Origin of the sequence: Enteractinococcus helveticum (genome assembly GCF_001657475.1) — a bacterium.
Taxonomy (GTDB): Bacteria; Actinomycetota; Actinomycetes; order Actinomycetales; family Micrococcaceae; genus Yaniella; species Yaniella helvetica.
In genome coordinates this window covers 13,933-32,974 of sequence record NZ_LXEY01000005.1, presented here as the reverse complement: position 1 = coordinate 32,974, position 19,042 = coordinate 13,933, and the positions used below count along the sequence as shown (strand labels likewise).

Here is a 19,042-nt window from a genome sequence, read left to right as displayed (position 1 = left end):
GCGGTGAAGATCACACAACGAAAGCCTGTGTGACGAATGCATCACAGGCGAACAACGAAGGGCTCGGTCCAATCGTGTGATTGAACCGAGCCCTTGGCCTTGCGAGTCCTTAGCCTTCTTGTTCGTCGTATTCGGCAAGAGCCTGTTTGGCCACGGAGAATGCGACGTTGGCGGCAGGAACCGAACAATAAATGGCGGTTTGCAACAGGATCTCTTTGATCTCATCGACGGTGAGACCGTTGCGGCGGGCAGCCTTGACGTGCATGGCCAACTCATCCCAGTACTTCCCGGCGACCATCGCAGTCAGGGTGACCGCCGAACGCATCTTGCGATCCAGGCCCGGGCGGGTCCAGATGGTGCCCCAGGCGTAGCGGGTGATCATTTCCTGGAAGTCTGAGGTGAACTCATCGGCGTTGGCCGTAGCTCGATCGACGTGCGCGTCCGAGAGGACCTCACGACGAACGACCATCCCGGCGTCGTAAATTTCGCCAATGGTTTGGTCGCCGTCGTGCTGCTCAACGTTTTGGCCCGAGAAGAACGCGTGCAGAATTTTTGCGGTGCCTTCTGGATCTTCGGTCGGGCCCTGGTGAGCGACGTTTTCTAACACTGCCGCCTGACCGTTTTGGACTGCTGCAGCCACGGTCCGTGCATGCTCGGGTGGTGAGACTGGGTCTTTTTCACCGGCCAGGGCGAGCAGGGGAGTGGAAACTTGCGCCAGCTCATCAGACATATCGAATTCTGATAGGGCGATCGAGGCGTGGGCATACGAGAAGCGCTCGGCGTTTTGCAGCGAGTGCAACAGTGCAGTCGAATCGGTGGGGTTGTGTTCAATGAATCCATCGGCAAACCAGGTCTTAGCAGAGCGTTCCACCATTGCTGGGGTTCCGGCTTTGGCGACGAACTCGGCGCGCTCCTGCCATGCTTGTGCGGTACCGAATTTTGGTGAGGAACAGACCATGGCGATGCGGGTAAAGAGGTCCCCGTAGCGTAATGCCAGACGCTGGGCGACAGCACCGCCCAGGGAGACCCCGGCAAAAAACACCTGGCGGTCGGTGGTTCCGCGAGCTTCGCTGGTCAGTGCGGCAACGGCGTCGGCGAGTCCGTCCAAGGTCCACTGTTCGGTGGATGGTTCGGAGCGTCCATGACCGGGCAGGTCATAGCCGATGATTTCATAGTGCTCGGCCAGCAGTTGGGCGGTTTTGCCCCATAGCGGTTCAACGGCGGTTCCCAGCCCGGGGCCCAAAACCAGCAGTGGTTTGGTTGAATCTGGTGCGGTGAATTGAATACCGGAGATCGTAGGTTGGCTCATATGCTCCACTTTCTATAACGCGAATTGACTTCTGCCACGATGGTCGCGGCTCCTCCCATGTATCCGGAAGGATCTAATACTTTGTTGACGGCATCGACACTCACCAGACCTTCGGGCAGGTTGGCCACAAGTGTCTCGGCCAGGTCATCGCCATTGGCAATGGCTTGCTGACAGGTTGTCTGGACGAATTGTTTCCCGGTGCCCTCTGACATACCGCCGTGGGCTTCGATCACCGGCCCGAGCCACTGGGTGATCCGGCCTAGCATCAGATAATTGCCGTGAATGTCCAGGTTGCGACGCATAGCCTCGGGGAAAACTTCCAGCCCGCCGGTCAGCTCGGCAAGAATCTCAGTGACAGCACCGGTGGTTCGCAGCAGATCGCGCAACGCGGCCCACTCGGTATGCCAGCCGCCGTCGGCACGTTCGGCAGTATTGGCGATGACGCCGGTGTGTAGTGTATTGAGGTCACCGGCTGCCACCTGGGCCGCGGATTTCAATCGGATGGATAGCACCGGATTGTTTTTGTGCGGCATGGCCGAGGAGCCGCCCCGGCCCGGTGCGGTGGGTTCGGCCAGTTCTGCATGCTCTGCCTGGACTGCGGTGAGGACGTCGTTGGCAAGTTTTGCTGCGGCGGCAACCATCTGGAATGCGGCTTGGGCGACGGTGGTGACCGGTATGCGGTTGGCATGCCACACCGAGGCCGGGAATAATCCAAGTTCTTCGGCCAATAATTCGCGCTGGCGGTTGACCAACGACATGGGATCGTTCTCGGGCTGCTCGGCCCGGAAGTAATCGACCCACCAGGTTGAGGTCCCCACGGCTCCGCCCCACTGCAACGGGAGGTTGCCAAGCGTGGTCTCAAAGTGTTGCCCGGCGCTGCCAAGAGCTTCAATCCACTGGGATACCCGGTAGCCAAAGCTGATGGGTTGGGCGTGTTGATCCAGCGAGCGGCCGATCATCACGGTGTTGGCATGTGCTGCTGCCAGGTCGGTGAGTTGTCGCACCGAAGTTTTCAGGTGCCCAAGGGCATGCTCACCCACCCGTGCGGTCAGCAGCATCAGTGCCGTGTCGATAATGTCTTGGGAGGTCGCACCCCGGTGCACATAGGCTGCGGCGTCGGCATTGGTTGCGGCGACCTTGTCTCGCATTGCTGCCAGCAATGGGATCAGGGCATTGGCCCCGTTGGGGGTCTGGTTGGCGATGGCGACCAGGTCATAGTCGTCGATATCACCAGCAGCGGCTACCGCGGCGGTGATGGATTCGGGTGCGGTGCCGAATTTTACCTGCGCGGTGCACCAGGCCACTTCGACATCGAGCATTGCCTGGGCGAAGGCGGTATCGGAGGTGAGTTCTGCCGCGCGGGTACCGGCCCATACGGGGCTGAGCAAGCCGAAATCGTACACGTGGGTGTATCCCTTTCTGCAAATGGTCTGAGACACAACGATACCCGCCCGAGAAAACGGGCGGGTATCAGTCAAGTGAAACCTATGGTTTCGGATAGGTCATGCCAGGGAACTGGAAGAAGACCGTTTCGTTGTCACCCTGAATGTGAATGTCCAAGATCAGGCGTTTGCCGTCGCGCTTGGCGATGACGGTTTCGGCGCGGTCACCCAGGGCCACGATGGTGGGATCATTTTCCAAACCATCGGCGTCTGGAATATAGGCGCGGGTGTGGAGTTTATTGAGGATCCCGCGAGCAAAAACGACGATGTGAATAAACGGTGGTTTGCCGTCTTCTGTTCGGCCAGGTTCGACCGTGGTGAAACGGTAGGTGCCCACGTTATCAGTGGTGGCTCGGCCCCAACCGGTGAAGGCGAATGGGTCGCGGATCAGCGAACCATCCTGGTTGGGGATATTGCCGTGTTCATCGGCCTGCCAGATTTCCAGCATGGCATCGGGGATCGGTTCGCCCGCGCCGTCGTAGACGGTACCGGTCAACTGGATAGCGCGGTCATCGCTGACAGGGACTAGGTGTTGGCCGTTTTCAAACGGCAGGTGGACGTTTTCGGCGGCGTTGAAGTAGCCAAAGAATGGGCCAATGGTTTGGCCGGGTGTTGGGGTCAGGTCATTAGTGGTCATGGTCTTCGTCCTCCATCCAGGTGCGCTGGGATCCGGTCAATACGATGTCAAAGGTGTAGCCGGTATTCCACTCGTGGCTAGTTACCGAGTGGTCATAGGTTGCTACCAGACGATCGCGGGCTTTCTGATCGGTGATGCCCTGGTAGATCGGGTCCAGTGGGAATAGCGGATCGCCCGGGAAGTACATCTGGGTGATCATGCGCTGGGTGAAATCGGTACCAAACAGCGAGAAGTGAATGTGGGCCGGACGCCAGGCGTTGTGGTGGTTCTTCCACGGATATGGGGCCGGTTTGATCGTGGTGAATTCATAGGATCCGTCGTCACCGGTAATTGCACGGCCGACACCCGAGAAATTCGGATCGATTGGGGCGGGGTGCTGGTCGCGCTTGTGAATATAGCGCCCGGCGGCGTTGGCCTGCCAGATCTCGATGAGCTGACCACGCACTGGACGACCGTTGCCGTCCACGACTTGACCGCGAACCTTGATGCGTTCACCGATGGGTTCACCGTTGTGCTGGATGGTCAGATCCGATTCCAGCAGGTGCACGTCGCGGTGACCAAAAGCTGGCGAGTACAGCTCAATGGTTTCCGGGTCGGTGTGGTGCAGGTCTTTGGTCGGGTGGCGCAGCAGCGAGGAGCGGTACGGTGGGTAATTCAACCGTGGCTGGGATTCCTCTTTGGATGGATCTGCTTCGACACCGGCGCGGTAATCGCCTTCGATCTGGGCGATTTCGGCGTCGATGGTTTCTTGCGGGTCGGTGGTTGCCTGTGGATCCAGGCGTGCGGTATCTTCAGCCACTTCGCAATCCTTTCGTCGTATCGGTGGGTTATTCGTGCGGCCAGCCACAGTATGATTCGGCTAGATATTGACGACCATATTTGGAACCGACCACGGTTTGGAGTTCACCGATGGCTCGACGGGCTTCAAATGAGGTGGCGTCATCACGGGTGTGCAGCATGCTGGTCATCCAGTACGAGAAGTTCTGGGCTTTCCAGACACGCTTGAGCGCAGTTTCGGAGTAATTATCAATTCCGGTGGTGCTGCCGGACTTGAAGAATTCCTCCAATGCGTTAAACAGAATCTTGACGTCAGCAAACGCAAGATTGAGCCCTTTCGCACCGGTTGGCGGAACGGTATGACCGGCATCACCGGCTAAGAACAGGTTACCCCAGCGCATCGGTTCGGCTACAAACGAGCGGAATTTCAAAACGGTCTTATCAAAGATCGGACCGCGCTTGAGCTGGAAGCCATCCGGGCCATCAACCCGAGCCTGCAGCTCGTCCCAGATCTGATCTTCGGTCCAGTCATCTGGATTTTCGTCAGGATCGCACTGGAAATAGTGACGCTGGACGGTTTCGTTGCGCTGTGAAATCAGTGCAAACCCGCGAGGCGAGTTCGCATAGACGAGTTCTTCTGCACTTGGCGGGGCCTCGGTGAGGATGCCAAACCAGGCAAAGGGATATTCGATCTTGTGTTCTTGACGCGTCTCGGATGGGATCGCGCGACGGCAGAATGAGCGAGAGCCGTCGGTGCCAACAATAATGCGTGCCTGAATGACGCCTTCGTTGCCTTCATGATCCGTGTATCGGATCTTCGGCTGATCGGTTTCGGCATCTTCCACGCCGATGACGGTATGTTCATAGCGTACATCGCCCCCGTCACGAGACCTGGCCGCGGCCAGGTCAACAAAAACTTCGTTTTGTGGGTAGAGCCAGACCGAAGCATCAACGAGTTCTTTGAAGTTAATCCGGTGGGATTCACCGTTGAAGCGTAGATCGATCCCGTGGTGCTCGTAGCCGATCTCTTTGATCCGAGAGTCCACCCCGTAGTCGGTAAGCATCTCCACGGCCCCGGTCTCTAAGATCCCGGCGCGGTGCGTGTTCTTGATGGTCTCGTGGTCGCGGGCTTCCAACACGATGTTGTCAATGCCAGCTCGGGACAGCAAATGCGAGAGCATCAGTCCGGCTGGGCCGCCGCCAACAATGCCCACCTGCGTGGTTTCGGTTTGTATGGTCACTCAAACTCCTGCCGATGAATCCTCAAGGTGTTCTGTATCTCTCCAAGTGTCTGACACAACCCGTGGTGTGCGCCACTGCATTCTCATTGAGTGAGAATCATTTCGGTTCAGTGACGGGATACAGTGCGCGGGTAAGTCCGCGTGAGGCGGCCATTAACACCGGAATGACGGCGGAACGTTGTTCGAAATCATCAGGAATGACCACTGAGATGGCCGCGATCGCTACCCGATGTCTTCCTGAAGGTTTGTCGAACACCGGCACCGCGGCACCGGTGGTACCGTCGTCGAGCATGCCATCAAGCATCGCAAATCCCTCACGACGAATCTTTGCCAGAGTATTGATGATGCTGCCGGAGCTGGGATAACTAACCTGCATTGCCTCCGGATACATGGCAAAATAACCATCGACGACGTGGGATGGTTGGAATGCAAGTTGGACAAGACCCATCGACACCGTGTGAATCGGCATGCGCGTCGCCACCGTGGCTTGATTGACCACCGAGTTGCGTGAGGAAAGGCGTTCGACGACAAGGACTTCGTGATCGTCTAAAACCGATAGCTGGGTGTGTTGACGAAAGATTGCTTGGACGTCGTCCAAAAATGGCATGGCAGCGGTTCGAAGACTCACTGCCGGTGAAGAGCGTGCGGCCAATTCCCATAACCGCATACCTAACCCCACGGTGCCATCCGGATAGCGGGTGACAATATCTTCTTGTGCCAGTTGGCTCACAAGACGATACGTCGATGCTAAGGGGATATTGGCCAGCTGGCATAATTCGGCTACGGACAGGTGCCGCCGGCGGGCATCAAAAGCTGACAGGATGCGCAGCACGCGGTCCAGTACGGTGTCTTTGGCAGGTTTGGTCATTCTTCCACCGAGTGTAGCGCTTCGCGCTGATGAAGAATCTTCAGAGACCGTACTGCTGCCTTCAGCAACTAAGCCTCAAATATAGGACTGTTTGGTTCTGCCCTAAGGCAGGTTGGGAAAAGCTAGCGATTGGGGATTGCCCCAGTCTAAGGCGCCCGATGCAGCATGCTTGTTCGCTGCGTTAGTAGGCGATACCAAAAACCCAGACCAATAAGGTCATGGCCGTGATCGTGATTAATATGGCGGCCAGCACGTTAATCAGCGCACCACCTTTGACCATCTGGCCAATCGTGACATACCCGGAACCAAAAGCGATTGCATTGGGCGGGGTGGCTACTGGCAGCATAAACGCGCAGGTGGCTGCCAACGCAACCGGTGCCGTGAGCATCAACGGTTCGACCCCGGTGCCCAATGCAATCCCGGAGGCTACCGGCAAGAACGTCGCGGCGGTCGCGGTATTTGATGTCATCTCCGTCAGGATCAGAATACCGACCGCACACAGGGCAACCAGAATCCATACTGGAGCGCCAGCCAGGCCCTCCACTTGAACTCCTAACCATTCGGATAGCCCGGAGTCTGAAAACTGCGACGACAGCGCAAGACCGCCCCCGAACAGCAAGAGTACACCCCAGGGTAGATTCAGCGCGGTATCCCAATTCAATAGCCGGACCCCTTCGGCAGCCCCGCCAGGCAGCAGGAACATTGCAAGTCCAACGACCATGGCAATACCGGCATCGGAAATCAAAGGTTCCTCCAATCCCAGGATGTATTCCGAGATCAACGGGACGAAGACCCAGGAAACGGCTGCGACGATGAAGACAATCAACACGGTCAGTTCGCCTCTGGACATCGGTCCAAGATTTTTGAACTCATTGCGAATGAGCTCAGCACCGCCAGGGATGTTGTCCATTTCGGGTTTGAACATGACCTTGGTCAAAATGAACCAGGCACCGAACATTAATACGATCGATAGCGGGACACCCACCAGCATCCAGCGTCCAAAGCCTAGTTCCAGATCATGGTTGGCAGCCATATGTGCTGCCAGTAGGGCGTTTGGTGGGGTGCCAATGATCGTGCCGAGGGAACCGATAGAGGCCGCGTAGGCAATTGCCAGCATCAAACCGGTACCGAAATTTGTTTTTGCTACTGTCTGTGTCTCTTCCGAAGTGGCTTCAGTCTCTGCACCATTATCGATTACTTGCTGAGTGTCTTCGCCATCGGCCATGCGTTTGACCAGTAAGAGCACCGAAATGCCAATGGGCAACATCATGACTGCGGTCGCCGTATTTGAGACCCACAACGATAGAAATCCAGTGGCGATCATAAACCCGGCGATCAGTGCCTTGGTGTTGGAGCCCATCCATTGCAACACCATGAGCGCGATACGTCGGTGTAAATTCCACCGTTGCATGCCCAGGGCAAGTAAGAAACCACCCATAAATAAGAAGATGACGTCATTGCCGTAGTTAGCCCCGACCGCTGAGACTGTGACACCGCCGTCGGATTCTTCAGCAGGTACCGCTAGTGGAAAAATAATTAGCGGTAATAGTGCTGTGGCCGGAATCGGGATAGCCTCGGTCATCCACCACACTGCCATGAGCACTGCTGTGGCTGCCGTGAGTCTGGGCCAGACATCCAGTTCGGTTGACATGAGCCAGAAGATCAGAACCGCCCCGAGCACACCGCCGATCAGACCAATGATGCGGCGTCGATATTCACTGTGTCTTACCGCCTTGGCACGCATTCCTTCGGAGAGTTCTTGGTCTGATGCTTTCTGCTGCGTCGGGTTGTCGTGATCGGAACGGGTGGCGGCTTGGTTTGAGGATTCGTTGTCGGTCATGGCTGTTCCTCCAGGACTGGGCGTGGCAGTCGGGTCAATCCAGCGACTGGGTCGGCATCCGTCCTCGTCAGGTTAGAGGAGTCTAAGGCCTAGCTCAAAGGGTGCGGCGCGACACCTCGCGACCGGCCTGGAATACCACTGCAGGTGGCACTTGTGGTTTCGGTGGCTCAGCCCGTTTGTTCAGCAGTTCACTCGGTTTCGTTTTGGTTAGACAGCCAGAAACGTCAAAGGCGTGATGCAGCATTTGCTGCATCACGCCTTTGCGACATGGAGGTCGTACTAGGAAATGCTGACCATATCCTTACGGGATTGTTGCCGTTCCTTGATACCTTCTCGAACTTTCAGATTCTCGGGGGTGCGAGATTCCTTGGCCATCCGAATGCCCAACAGACTGAGGGCGGACAGACCGGCGATCAGCCACCAGCCCAGTGCAGAGCTACCCAACTGGGTACCCAGAGTGTAGACGTATGGGAAGACCACGGCACCTAGGTTGCCAAGGGTCAAGACCAGACCCAGCGCGGTGGCGAAGTCTTGGCTAGAAACTTCTTCGGGATATTCCGAAGGGGACACACTGGCAGGGGACAAGTACATCATGCCGAAGATGCCGATCAGGGACAGCAAGACCCACAGCACCACACTGTTGACCAGTGGAATCAGAGCAAGCAGGACAACGATGATGGCTGCTGGAACCCAAAGGGTCGACAGGAATTTCTTCGCACGATCGGCGAAGATGCCACCCAGAATGGAACCTGGAATACCAACCAGCAGCATGACCAAGCCCAACAGGCTTGCGTTGGTCGAGCTGAAGCCGTGTTCGGACTCGGCAAAGCCAGGACCCAGTTGAGATACCGTAAAGAATGCACCATAAGCGGCGACCGAGACAATACCGATGCCCCACATGGTCTTAGACTTCAGAACCTGCATGGTCGAGCGCCAGCTGAACTCGTCACCTTCCAGTTCATCCATATGAGATGGGACTTCGATAAGGAAGGCCGCCGCAATAGCGATGACTAGACCTACAGCGGTTGCAACCCACAAAGCGCTTCTCCAGCCCATGCCTTCCATCAAGACTGTCCAGACGTACAGGCCGATTGCAGAACCACCGGTCAGGCCAATGCCATTGAGAATTCCGGCAACAAGTTTGCCGTTTTCTGGTTTTGACCAGTAGTTGCCCAGCGGAAAGATCGCAGCAACTACTAACGACATGCCGAGCCCGCCAATGAACCGGGCGGTCAACATGAATCCATAGGAGCCTGCCATTGCAATGAGTCCACTAGAAAGGGCGGTGATAATGCCGCCCCAAACGGCAACCCGTTTCAGTCCCCAGGCAGCGGCAGCGAATCCTGCCGGTATGTGTGCCAGTGCATAACCCAAGAACCACAGTGACACCATGAGTCCGACCTGGGAGTAACTGAGACCGAATTCGGTGGTCAGCGTCGAGTAGGCAGGAACTACCGCATACATTTGTAGTCCGTATGAGAAGGCCAATAGCGTCGAGATCGTGATGACTATGCCACCCGTACGTCGCCTCGGCTTACTCTTTACCGTGCTTGCTGTCGTTTCAGTCTTCAAAAAATAATCCTCCAGAAGTCGAGTGGGTATCAGCGCAGATCAGTGTTGTCGCAGTCGCACTTACCTCCGTACTCAGTCGGCCTGGGCCGAAAATCGCATCAAAAATAACCGCATCAAGATTGCGCTTCTTGACGCGGTCAAAGTCTCGTTGGTGAAACTTACAAAGCGGCTTCTTCCCCCGCCATAACGCGGGTCTTCCCAGCCTGCTTTCTTATGCCCCTCGCCTCAGGTTCCTTGGTGAGCGAAGTGGCTTGACCCACTTTCAACAATAACGGCTGAATCCGATTTGTAAACTCGGCTGGTCATAATTCCGGCGTATTCCGGGTCGAACTTGCAATTCTCAACAGGAGCCTTTTACTGTCACAAATCGGCGCAAATATGCGGGCGATGCAACGTCCTGATACTGCGCTGAAAGGTAGTGCCCACCTAGGGATAAGCGATTCTTGGAGTGCGCCTAGAGTTGTTTGCAGGAAAGCTCAAATTTACAACTGAAAAGTGTCCACTAGTCCACCATTGCGGAATCTTTGAGCTGGTTCATTGAGGGCTGAAATCTCGTAACATTCACCGCAATATGTGCCCGGTGCCACTCATGCAGTCTTCTCGATTGCTAACCAGAAGCTTGAGTGAGTGGGTGTATACGAAAGTGCCACTGAGGCTCACTTGTGTCATCCGCTACCGGGCGATCAGGCGCCGGCGCAATTCGTCACGCAGGGTTACAAGACCGATTGCACAGACCCGGATCTGTATCGGCGCACTCAAGCCCACTCTGTGAGCCTCAATTCCGTGCCAGACAACTTGGTCGCGATGTAAATTACTCTCTGCTTGCGCTGGTGGCCTTCCAGAAAGAATTCGAACTTCCGGCAGGGCGGACGATCCATGGACCGATCCCGGAAACGACGAAAGCCGCAGAAAATAAATTCTGCGGCTTTCGTCGCGCCTGTCGCGATTCACTTGTCAATGATGTCGCGACTCGGGGCAACAGCGGATGGTGGGGGATTTGAACCCCCGGGACGGGGTCGCCGCCCTCTGGTTTTCAAGACCAGTTCCTTCGGCCGCTCGGACAACCATCCAGACGAGGTTACATTGTACCTGCTTGAGGGAGTCGAAGCATAATCGGGGATCGCTCACCGAAATAAACCACATATTGACCTCCGTGGAAGGAACTGGAGAAGATGAAAGACATGCCATTACCTTCACAGATGCAAGCCATAGGATTTGTTCCGCAGCAAGGAACCCAGAAAGCCACCAAAGACGCTCCTGCCGATATTCAAGTGCAGGACCACAAAGTACCCGCGCCACAAGCTGGTGAAGTGCTCATCAAAGTCGAAGCAGCGGGTATCAATAACGCGGATCTACTGCAACGCATCGGGGGTTACAACGTTCCTGAAGGTGCCAGCGATATTCCCGGCCTTGAAGTCGCGGGAAAAGTTGCCGCACTTGGCGACGGCGTCACAGCCTGGAATATTGATGATCGTGTGTGCGCCTTGCTCGCAGGGGGAGGCTATGCCGAATATGTCGCCGTCGATGCCCGGCAACTCGCGCCAATTCCGGACCAACTCGATGCTATTGAGGCCGCAGGCATTGTTGAGACTACTGCCACCGTGTGGTTCAACGTGTTTATGACCGCGCAATTTCAAGCTGGAGACTGGGTGCTGATCCACGGTGGTGCCGGAGGCATCGGGACCACCGCGATCCAAATGGTCAAAGCCATGGGTGGCAAGCCCATTGCGACCGCAGGGTCGGATGCCAAAGTCGATTACATCGAATTTTTAGGTGCCCACGGGATCAATTACCGAACTGAGAATTTTGTCGACCGCGTCCAAGAGCTCACCCAGGGGCATGGCGTTGATATCATTCTCGATATCGTGGCCGGCCACTATGCAGAGGACAATATGCGCGCGCTGGCCCACCGCGGCCGCTGGGTCGTCATCGGCACCCAGGGCGGGGTGAAAGGCGAGGTGAACTTCCTGCGCATGGTGGCAAAACAAGCGGTTTTGACCGGAAATCTGCTGCGCCCACGCACGCCTGCTGAAAAAGGTGAAATTCTTAGTGGCGTCGTCGAACATATTTGGCCACTGTATGCAGATGGGACCATTGATCCGCTCATTGCCCAAACCTTCCCGTTAGCCGAGACTGCCGCAGCCTATGAGCGGTTTAGCGAATCGGACCGGGTAGGGAAAATCGTGTTGACAATGTGAGACACTAAAGAATGATGAGACCCCGTCCGTTTGCACGCCGTCGTGAGGCAAAAACCTTAGATAAGGAGCTTGGTACCCAGCTGTGGCGCCAGGCTCATGACCGTTTCGCGCGATCTCTGGATCGGTACTGGCAGATTATTGATCCCGAGCGACCCGGCGACCTCACACAAGAAGAACTCAACGGATTGATTAATGCCGGCAACATCTTAACCGAGGCCTTGGCCACGGTGCGTACCGTTTGCATGCTGGCACGTCGACGCTACGGCGAGCATGAGCTCGATGTCCCCGCCGGCGCTGATGATGTTCATCGGTACCTGTCCCGGGCTGCAAACGACCTGGCAGCCACCGCGCAAGCCGCAGCGATGTATAAGCGTGGCCAAGCCGGCATTGCTACAGTCGGACGGCGTGCTGAGAAAGTTCTCGAGTCCGTGCGCGCAGCCGCTCAGCTGACCCACCCCGAGGAGTGAGTATCAGCACTGTTCAGTGCGGCATGAGCCTGACGCGGCTACAGTAAAGCCATGGCATCTGAACACGAAGGTCCCACTGAGCCGACGACGGATCGTACCGCCGAAGACAGTGGAATCCACTGGGACTCAATCATCCGCAACACCGTTTTAATTATCGTGCTGCTGGTCCTGTTGTGGTTGGCCTTTAACGTTCGTCTGCCCTCTGCCGATTCGCTGCAGCAGATGATCGCCTCCTGGGGCTGGGCTGCTTGGTTAGTGTTTATTGGAACCTATGCCCTGGTGGCCCTCACGCCCATCCCTGTGACTGTTATGGCAGTCACCGGTGGTCTATTATTTGGCACCTTCGAAGGAAGCATCCTGTCGGTGATTGGTGTCTTTATTGGGTGCTGGGGCGCGTATTGGATCGCCCGAGGGTTAGGACGACAGGCCACCGCACGACTGCTGGGATCTCACTATCGCACTGCGGAACGACATCTGAACCAGGCTGGCTTTCAAGCCGTGGTGATGCTGCGGCTGCTACCCGGATTTCCATATTGGCCAGTGAACTACGGCAGTGGAGCGTTTGGTGTGAGCCAACCCGATTACCTGTTAGCAAGCGCACTGGCGATCATTCCCGGTCAGGTCTCACTAGTGGCCATCGGCAGTTTCATCTCCGATCCCAACGTGGCAAATGGCGTCGTCGTTGGTATCGGCTGGGCGGTTGTGTTGGTGATGACGTGGTGGGCGTACCGCCGGTGGCGGCTTGTCAAAGACCAGTCGCCGGAACCTGCCAACGGCTAACTGCTGAAACGGCGTCGTGCCTATGCTGAGAGACGATCCAGAATAAAAACTTGCAGTGAGTGCAAGATTTTGTTTAGTCTTGAAACCTATGACAGAGCATGCACAGGGATTAGGACGTCGGGAACAGAAAAAACGGGAAACTCGTCGCGCTATCCGGGATGCTGCATTAGACCTCGCGATGGAAAATGGTCTCGAAAATCTCACGGTTGAGGCCATTGCGCAAACCGCAGGCGTCTCGCCACGAACCTTTTTCAACTACTTTGCCTCCAAAGAAGACGCTTTGGTCACGCAAGCTGCCGAAAGCGCAGACCAGGTCTGCAAGCTGCTATTGGAACGTCCCAGCGAAGAACCACCTCTTGAAGCCCTGCGCCAGGCCGTAATACACAGCGACTATTTCGGCGCAGATCCGGTGAACCGTGAGCGGGTGCTGGCACGGCAGCGGCTCACCCAGAGTCATCCGTCACTGATGGCACATCACCTGGGCAAAATCGCGCAGGTTGAGCGCATGTTTGCTGACGCGCTCGCGGAACGCATGGGCGTGGACGCTGAAGACGATATCACCCCACAATTGCTGGCCGCAGTGGTGATGAGCGCGACTCGCGTGGCAGTACGGCAGTGGGTTCGTAAAGGTGAGCTGCCCCTGTATGGCTTGCTCGAGACGACATTTAAACAATTAGACCACCTTGGACTTGTGGCGCAACATCCCGAGCCAACCGGCTGATGGTGGGCAGGTAAGCAACGACACGACATCGCAAGATTCTCAGGAGAAGGACCCCCTATTGGCTAGTGAAATCACCGGATCTATTCCGACCGTGGAAGCACGGTATAACAAGGCGCAGCATGAACAGACCAATCTCAAAGCTGAAGAATCACGCCGCCGCAAACCGGTGAACCGCAATGTTGTTCTGGCTACGTTGGTTTCCGGGGCATTCGTGGTGATCCTCAACCAGACGTTAATGAACACGGCGCTGCCCGCGTTGATGAAAGATTTTGGCATCACCGCGAACTCAGCACAGTGGGTTACCACGATGTTCATGCTGGTTAACGGGATCATGATTCCGGTGACAGCGTTTTTGATTCAGAAGTTCTCCACACGAAACTTGTTCTTTGCTGCCATGGGGCTCTTTACCCTGGGCACGTTATTGGCCATGCTGTCACCGACCTATCCGGTCTTATTAGCTGGACGATTTATTCAGGCAGCCGGTGGTGGCATTATCATGCCGCTGATGCAGACCATTTTGTTTGCCATCTTCCCGATGGATAAACGCGGCCAAGCAATGGGTACATTCGGGCTGGTCATTTCCTTTGCACCGGCCATTGGACCGAGCATGTCGGGGTGGATAGTTGAGCACTTCCCATGGCAGACGCTCTTTGCGATCATGCTGCCTATTGCGATCCTCGACATGATCATTGCATACTTCATCCTCGATAACGTCACTGAATCAACGAACCCTCGGCTCGATGTTTTGTCTATCGTGCTATCCACCTTTGCCTTTGGCGGGATGCTCTTGGGGTTCGGCAACGCAGGAAATACCGGGTGGGGCAGTGTCGAAGTTCTAGTCCCGCTCATTATCGGGTTGATCAGCCTCGGTTTGTTCATCTGGCGTCAGCTCACGCTGTCGGAGCCCATGTTGGAGCTGCGGATCCTGAAAAATCCAATGTTCACACTGAACACGCTCTTGGGTATGGCAGTGTTCATTGCCATGATCGGCGGGATGATTATTCTGCCGCTCTACATGCAGAATATGGCGGGGTTCACCGCCACCGAATCTGGACTCATGTTGCTTCCCGGGGCAGTCATCATGGGCTTGATGTCCCCGTTGACCGGTAGAGTCTTCGACCGTTTTGGGGCCAAATGGTTAGCCGTTGCCGGTTTCGGATTGCTTGCTGCTTCGACGCTGATGTTCACCGCGCTGACACCGGAAACTTCATTTGCCTATCTGGCAATATTCAACGCAATTCGGATGTTCGGTACGGCCATGGTCATCATGCCTGTCACGACTGCTGCGCTGAACCAGCTGCCGCAGCGGATGATTCCGCACGGAACGGCGCTAAACAACACGATGCGTCAGGTGGCAGCCTCGGTAGGAACCGCTGTGCTGGTAACCGTGATGACGGGAACCGCGCTCGACCCTGCGGTTCACGGCAATGAAGGCCTCGTTCAGGGCGTCAACATTTCCTTCCTCGTGGCGGGTACCATCGCCGCGATCGGGTTCATCGGGGCGTTCTTTATTCGTAGTTCTCGCCCGGTGCCAAAGAACGCTCCTGAGGACGCCGCAAGCGCGTCTGACGCTTCATAACCACGAGATAGAAAAATACCCCGGAACCCACAAAATCGTTGGGGTTCCGGGGTGGTTACCTCTTCAAGGGACCAGAGCCGACTACCGGATTTGAACCGGTGACCTGCTCTTTACGAGGGAGCTGCTCTACCAGCTGAGCTAAGTCGGCGTGGATGCTGTTGGTACAACGTCCGATAAGCGATCATAGCTAGTTTTGATCCGATTGGTCAAAATACGCCAAACATTACTGGCACACCAGACCGTCCTCTGGCAGCTCGTCGTCCAAGATATAACCGTCAATGGCCTGGGTGATGCACTCATTGGTAGGGGAGTAGGCGCCGTGTCCTTCACCCTCAACGGTGATGTGGATGCTGTTGTCGAGTTCCTCAGCTAACTGGCGTGAGAAATGGATCGGGGTGGCTGGGTCAGAGGTCAAGCTCGTGACCACGATTGGGTCGGAGCCTTCAGCCACGGTGGCACCGATCGGCTCCACTGGTTCAACAGGCCAACCATTGCACCCGGTTGAGAACGACATGGCGGGACCGAAGATGGGCGCGTTTTGGACAAGCTCCTCGGCTTCGGCAGTTGCTTGGTCAAGGGTCTTTTCGGTGGCTGTATAGTCCAAGCAGTTGATGGCATTGAACGCATCCATGTTGTTGTTATATTCGCCGGTGGGTTCGCGACCGTGGTAGGCATCAGCGAAGAATAAAAACAGCGGTTGGTAATTGGAATTGACGTAATCGTTTTGGATGGCCTGTTCAAAGGCCTCAGCTAACAGGGGCCAGCTGTCACTGGAATACAACGGGGTGACAATCCCAAAGAAGAGGTCCGAGGCCGGCTGTGTGCGACCGTCAGGGTATTGCAGGGGTTCTTCTTCGACCTGGGCGATGAAGTCTTTGACTGCTGTGAGGACCGAATCGGCGTCGCCCGGCTGGCCCACGTTGCATTCGGTACTGTCAGCACACCAAGCAGCCCACTCGTGTAAGGATTGTTCGAAACCAGCTGACTGGGCCTTAGTAACTTCAAAGGTTTCGGCGCTGGGTGCTAACACCGAGTCCAAGACAAACTTGCCGACCTGCTCCGGGAACAACTCGGCATACGTGGCCCCCAGCTTGGTGCCGTACGAGATGCCAAAGTAGTCCAGCTTCGGTAGCTCCAGGGCAGCCCGGATGACATCCATATCTTTGGCCGCTGACACGGTGTCTGCGTGCTTGACGATGTCACCGGAGCGCTCCAGGCACTGATCGCCAAGTTCGTGAGTCAGCTCGATGGATTCCTCCCAGCCTTCCGGCGTCGAGGAATCGTGAGGGGTTTCACGCGATTCATCGAATTCTTCACCGGTCATGCACTCCACCGGATGTGAGGCTCCCACACCCCGTGGATCAAAGCCGATTGCTGAAATATTTTCCGACAGTCGGTCCGACAGCATCAGGTCGACTTGTTGCTGGACGAACGAAATCCCGGAGGAACCAGGACCGCCCGGGTTGAACAGCACCGGCTGCTGGTCGGCGGTATCGGCTGCCCGCGTCAGATGAATCTGGATCGTCTCAGTTTCAGGATTGTCATAGTCCAGAGGAACATCCACCGTGCCGCACTCAAAATCATCGGCGTCATCACAGGCATCCCAGCTCACCGTCTGATCATAAAATCCCGCCAGCTCGTCCGAGACAGTATCTGGCATGCCCGCTGCGGGGTCTGCGGCGTCGTCACTGGTACAGCCGGTGGCCACCAGAGCGACAATCGCGCCCAGGGCGGCTAGGGTTCGAGTGGTTTTGGACACGGAGCTTCCTTTGCGTGGTTATAACGGGGCGTGGCGGCGGGTACGTGGGATGAAAGCTAACAGCATAGCCTCCAGCGCCAACAGCGGCGGCACATTGCCGGCCAGACGACGACGCGCCTGGGTAATGGCTTCAAGGGCGTTCAGACAGTGCTCAGCGGTGACTGTTTGGGCGTAGTCGACTACTTTGGCGCGCAAGTGTTCATTGATCAGTGCGGTCTGTGGTGAGACGTGCAGCAAAAGCAGGTCCCGGTACATGCCAGACAGGTCGATCATCGCGCGGTCCAAGGCATCGTGGACGGCGCGTCGGTTGCGGGCGGTCTGGTTGTCTTCCATTCGACGAATATGAACCCGCAGTTTGGGTGGGATGGTTTCGTCTTCGCTCAGCCCTAACGAGCGCAGCAGGCTTGCGCGTTCTGCGGCATTGCGGTCCGACGACGACGCTTCAGCCTCAGCCTGGACGAGTTTGTGCAAGTTTTCGGCGGCCTCCACTGCGGCCGAGGCCGAGCGGATGGTCAACGGCAGATGCACGATCATGTCCCGGCGCTCCCGGGCATCGGGGGAGCGGGCCAACCAGCGCGCCACCCCAACGTGGGATTGTGATGCCCGGGCACAGACTTGTGCCAGTTGCGGGTCGATGCCATCGCGCTGGGTGAGCAGCTGGGCCACATCTTCAACGGCAGGAATAACCAGATTGATGTGCCGGGTGCGTGACCGGATGGTCACCAACACATCGGCCGGGGAGGGTGCCGAGAGCATCCAGACGGTGCGTTCGGGTGGTTCTTCAATGGCCCTGAGCAAGACGTTGGTGGCACGCTCGGTCATGCGATCGGCGTCTTCAATAATGATGATGCGCCAGCGTCCGGTCGAGGGTCGGTCGTGAGCGGTGGCCACCAGATCACGAACGTCTTCGATCGCGTAAGAGACTTTTTCGGTGGTCACGATATTGACATCTGCGTGGGTGCCAGCAGCAATCGTAACGCACGCCTGACACTGACCACAGCCACGATCAACAGGCTCTGGCTGTTCACACTGCAGTGTTTGGGCAAAGGCTCGCGCGGCCAGCGAGCGCCCTGAACCAGGCGGCCCGGTGAATAACCACGCGTGGGTGGGCGCGGTGATCGTCTGATAACCGGTGAGTTGTTCGATGACCGCTTGCTGACCGGCCAGGGACTGCCATACCGGATTGCTCATGCGATACACACTCCGTATTTGGTCGACAGATGGGTGACGATCTGATGGGTAATCGCCTCGGGTGTTTGGGCTGCATCCACCACGAGATGACGCTCCGGGGCAGCTTGCACCTGGGCTAAGAATGAAGCGCGCACCGCATCCTGAAAGCCTTCGGGGGCTGATTCCATTCGATCGGTGAGCTCGGCGCGTTCGACACGGCGACGACCCGCCACGGATTCGTCAAGATCTAATACGACCGTGACATCCGGGGTGAGCCCAGCGGTGGCATAGGCATTAATATTGACGATCGTTTCTCGGCTGAGCCCCCGACCAGCACTTTGATAGGCAATGGAAGAACCAACAAACCGGTCCGAGATCACGATCTGACCGGCAGCTAAGGCCGGGGCAATGGTTTTTTCGATGTGATCGGCACGCGCAGCCGCAAAGATCAAAGCCTCGGTGATGGGGCTGATCTCGTGTGCGGGATCCAGCACGAGGCTGCGCAATTTTTCCGCCACCACGGAACCTCCGGGCTCGCGTGTCACCACCACGTCGTGCCCTGCGGCACGCAATGTTGCAGAAACAGCGTCCACCTGGGTGGATTTCCCCGTCCCATCGGCGCCTTCAAACACCACAAATAGACCCGTCACGACACAACCTTTCAAATTCTGACCCTCTCTAG

At 56.7% G+C, this 19,042-nt stretch carries 16 protein-coding genes and 2 tRNA genes; 5 read left to right on the top strand and 13 right to left on the bottom strand.

Features of this window, described 5'->3' with window-relative positions:
* Positions 1–109: 109 nt before the first annotated feature.
* The 9 genes from pcaDC to A6F49_RS00710 all read right to left on the bottom strand — a co-directional run bounded on the left by pcaDC (position 110) and on the right by A6F49_RS00710 (position 10,756).
* Positions 110–1,309, bottom strand: coding sequence for a bifunctional 3-oxoadipate enol-lactonase/4-carboxymuconolactone decarboxylase PcaDC (pcaDC, locus tag A6F49_RS18945; RefSeq protein ID WP_043056705.1), 1,200 nt, complete (start codon positions 1,307–1,309; stop codon positions 110–112).
* On the bottom strand, positions 1,306–2,697 hold the full coding sequence (locus A6F49_RS00745) for a lyase family protein (RefSeq protein WP_150119319.1): 1,392 nt from the start codon (positions 2,695–2,697) through the stop codon (positions 1,306–1,308). Before A6F49_RS00745 ends, pcaDC begins: the two co-directional genes overlap by 4 nt.
* A gap of 97 nt (positions 2,698–2,794) precedes the next feature.
* Positions 2,795–3,388: a protocatechuate 3,4-dioxygenase subunit alpha gene (gene pcaG, locus A6F49_RS00740; protein WP_043056704.1), complete on the bottom strand. Its 594-nt coding sequence runs from the start codon at positions 3,386–3,388 to the stop codon at positions 2,795–2,797.
* Entirely contained in the window at positions 3,378–4,187 is an 810-nt protein-coding gene (gene pcaH / locus A6F49_RS00735) for a protocatechuate 3,4-dioxygenase subunit beta (protein WP_043056703.1), read from the bottom strand. Before pcaH ends, pcaG begins: the two co-directional genes overlap by 11 nt.
* A gap of 28 nt (positions 4,188–4,215) precedes the next feature.
* Complete coding sequence (locus A6F49_RS00730) at positions 4,216–5,406, bottom strand: 4-hydroxybenzoate 3-monooxygenase (protein ID WP_043056702.1); 1,191 nt, start codon at positions 5,404–5,406, stop codon at positions 4,216–4,218.
* 97 nt (positions 5,407–5,503) lie between these two features.
* Positions 5,504–6,274, bottom strand: coding sequence for an IclR family transcriptional regulator (locus tag A6F49_RS00725; RefSeq protein ID WP_043056701.1), 771 nt, complete (start codon positions 6,272–6,274; stop codon positions 5,504–5,506).
* A 181-nt stretch (positions 6,275–6,455) separates the two neighbouring features.
* A complete protein-coding gene (locus A6F49_RS00720) occupies positions 6,456–8,114 on the bottom strand; it encodes an SLC13 family permease (protein WP_043056700.1) in 1,659 nt (552 codons plus the stop codon).
* Positions 8,115–8,393: 279 nt separating this feature from the next.
* Entirely contained in the window at positions 8,394–9,686 is a 1,293-nt protein-coding gene (locus A6F49_RS00715) for an MFS transporter (RefSeq protein ID WP_150119318.1), read from the bottom strand.
* Between the two features lie 982 nt (positions 9,687–10,668).
* Positions 10,669–10,756: transfer RNA gene (locus A6F49_RS00710), tRNA-Ser, on the bottom strand.
* Positions 10,757–10,858: 102 nt separating this feature from the next.
* Between A6F49_RS00710 and A6F49_RS00705 the strand changes: the two genes are divergently transcribed.
* The 5 genes from A6F49_RS00705 (at position 10,859) to A6F49_RS00685 (ending at position 15,431) form a co-directional block, all read left to right on the top strand.
* Entirely contained in the window at positions 10,859–11,884 is a 1,026-nt protein-coding gene (locus tag A6F49_RS00705) for an NAD(P)H-quinone oxidoreductase (RefSeq protein ID WP_235604796.1), read from the top strand.
* Positions 11,885–11,895: 11 nt separating this feature from the next.
* A complete protein-coding gene (locus tag A6F49_RS00700; protein WP_235604795.1) occupies positions 11,896–12,351 on the top strand; it encodes a hypothetical protein in 456 nt (151 codons plus the stop codon).
* Between the two features lie 51 nt (positions 12,352–12,402).
* On the top strand, positions 12,403–13,131 hold the full coding sequence (locus A6F49_RS00695) for a TVP38/TMEM64 family protein (protein WP_052504653.1): 729 nt from the start codon (positions 12,403–12,405) through the stop codon (positions 13,129–13,131).
* An 88-nt stretch (positions 13,132–13,219) separates the two neighbouring features.
* Complete coding sequence (locus tag A6F49_RS00690) at positions 13,220–13,852, top strand: TetR/AcrR family transcriptional regulator (RefSeq protein WP_043056698.1); 633 nt, start codon at positions 13,220–13,222, stop codon at positions 13,850–13,852.
* Between the two features lie 58 nt (positions 13,853–13,910).
* Positions 13,911–15,431 carry an MDR family MFS transporter gene (locus tag A6F49_RS00685; RefSeq protein WP_268751158.1) on the top strand — a complete coding sequence of 507 codons (1,521 nt, stop codon included), beginning with the start codon at positions 13,911–13,913 and terminating at the stop codon, positions 15,429–15,431.
* 75 nt (positions 15,432–15,506) lie between these two features.
* Here A6F49_RS00685 and A6F49_RS00680 read toward each other — a convergent pair.
* The 4 genes from A6F49_RS00680 to tmk all read right to left on the bottom strand — a co-directional run bounded on the left by A6F49_RS00680 (position 15,507) and on the right by tmk (position 19,010).
* Positions 15,507–15,579: transfer RNA gene (locus tag A6F49_RS00680), tRNA-Thr, on the bottom strand.
* Positions 15,580–15,654: 75 nt separating this feature from the next.
* Entirely contained in the window at positions 15,655–17,190 is a 1,536-nt protein-coding gene (locus tag A6F49_RS00675; protein WP_043056697.1) for an alpha/beta hydrolase, read from the bottom strand.
* 18 nt (positions 17,191–17,208) lie between these two features.
* Positions 17,209–18,381, bottom strand: a complete 1,173-nt coding sequence (locus A6F49_RS00670) for a DNA polymerase III subunit delta' (protein ID WP_043056696.1) — start codon at positions 18,379–18,381, stop codon at positions 17,209–17,211.
* The gene (gene tmk, locus A6F49_RS00665; protein WP_235604794.1) at positions 18,378–19,010 is read right to left on the bottom strand and encodes a dTMP kinase; all 633 of its coding nucleotides are present in this window, start codon (positions 19,008–19,010) and stop codon (positions 18,378–18,380) included. The genes A6F49_RS00670 and tmk overlap by 4 nt, the downstream gene beginning before the upstream one ends.
* Between the last annotated feature and the right edge of the window lie 32 nt (positions 19,011–19,042).

Coding starts and splice junctions, on each gene's coding strand:
- A6F49_RS00725 (WP_043056701.1), bottom strand. CDS start 6,274: ATGACCAAACCTGCCAAAGACACCGTACTGGACCGCGTGCTGCGCATC.
- A6F49_RS00700 (WP_235604795.1), top strand. CDS start 11,896: ATGATGAGACCCCGTCCGTTTGCACGCCGTCGTGAGGCAAAAACCTTA.
- A6F49_RS00690 (WP_043056698.1), top strand. CDS start 13,220: ATGACAGAGCATGCACAGGGATTAGGACGTCGGGAACAGAAAAAACGG.
- A6F49_RS00720 (WP_043056700.1), bottom strand. CDS start 8,114: ATGACCGACAACGAATCCTCAAACCAAGCCGCCACCCGTTCCGATCAC.
- pcaDC (WP_043056705.1), bottom strand. CDS start 1,309: ATGAGCCAACCTACGATCTCCGGTATTCAATTCACCGCACCAGATTCA.
- pcaG (WP_043056704.1), bottom strand. CDS start 3,388: ATGACCACTAATGACCTGACCCCAACACCCGGCCAAACCATTGGCCCA.
- A6F49_RS00705 (WP_235604796.1), top strand. CDS start 10,859: ATGAAAGACATGCCATTACCTTCACAGATGCAAGCCATAGGATTTGTT.
- A6F49_RS00670 (WP_043056696.1), bottom strand. CDS start 18,381: ATGAGCAATCCGGTATGGCAGTCCCTGGCCGGTCAGCAAGCGGTCATC.
- A6F49_RS00695 (WP_052504653.1), top strand. CDS start 12,403: ATGGCATCTGAACACGAAGGTCCCACTGAGCCGACGACGGATCGTACC.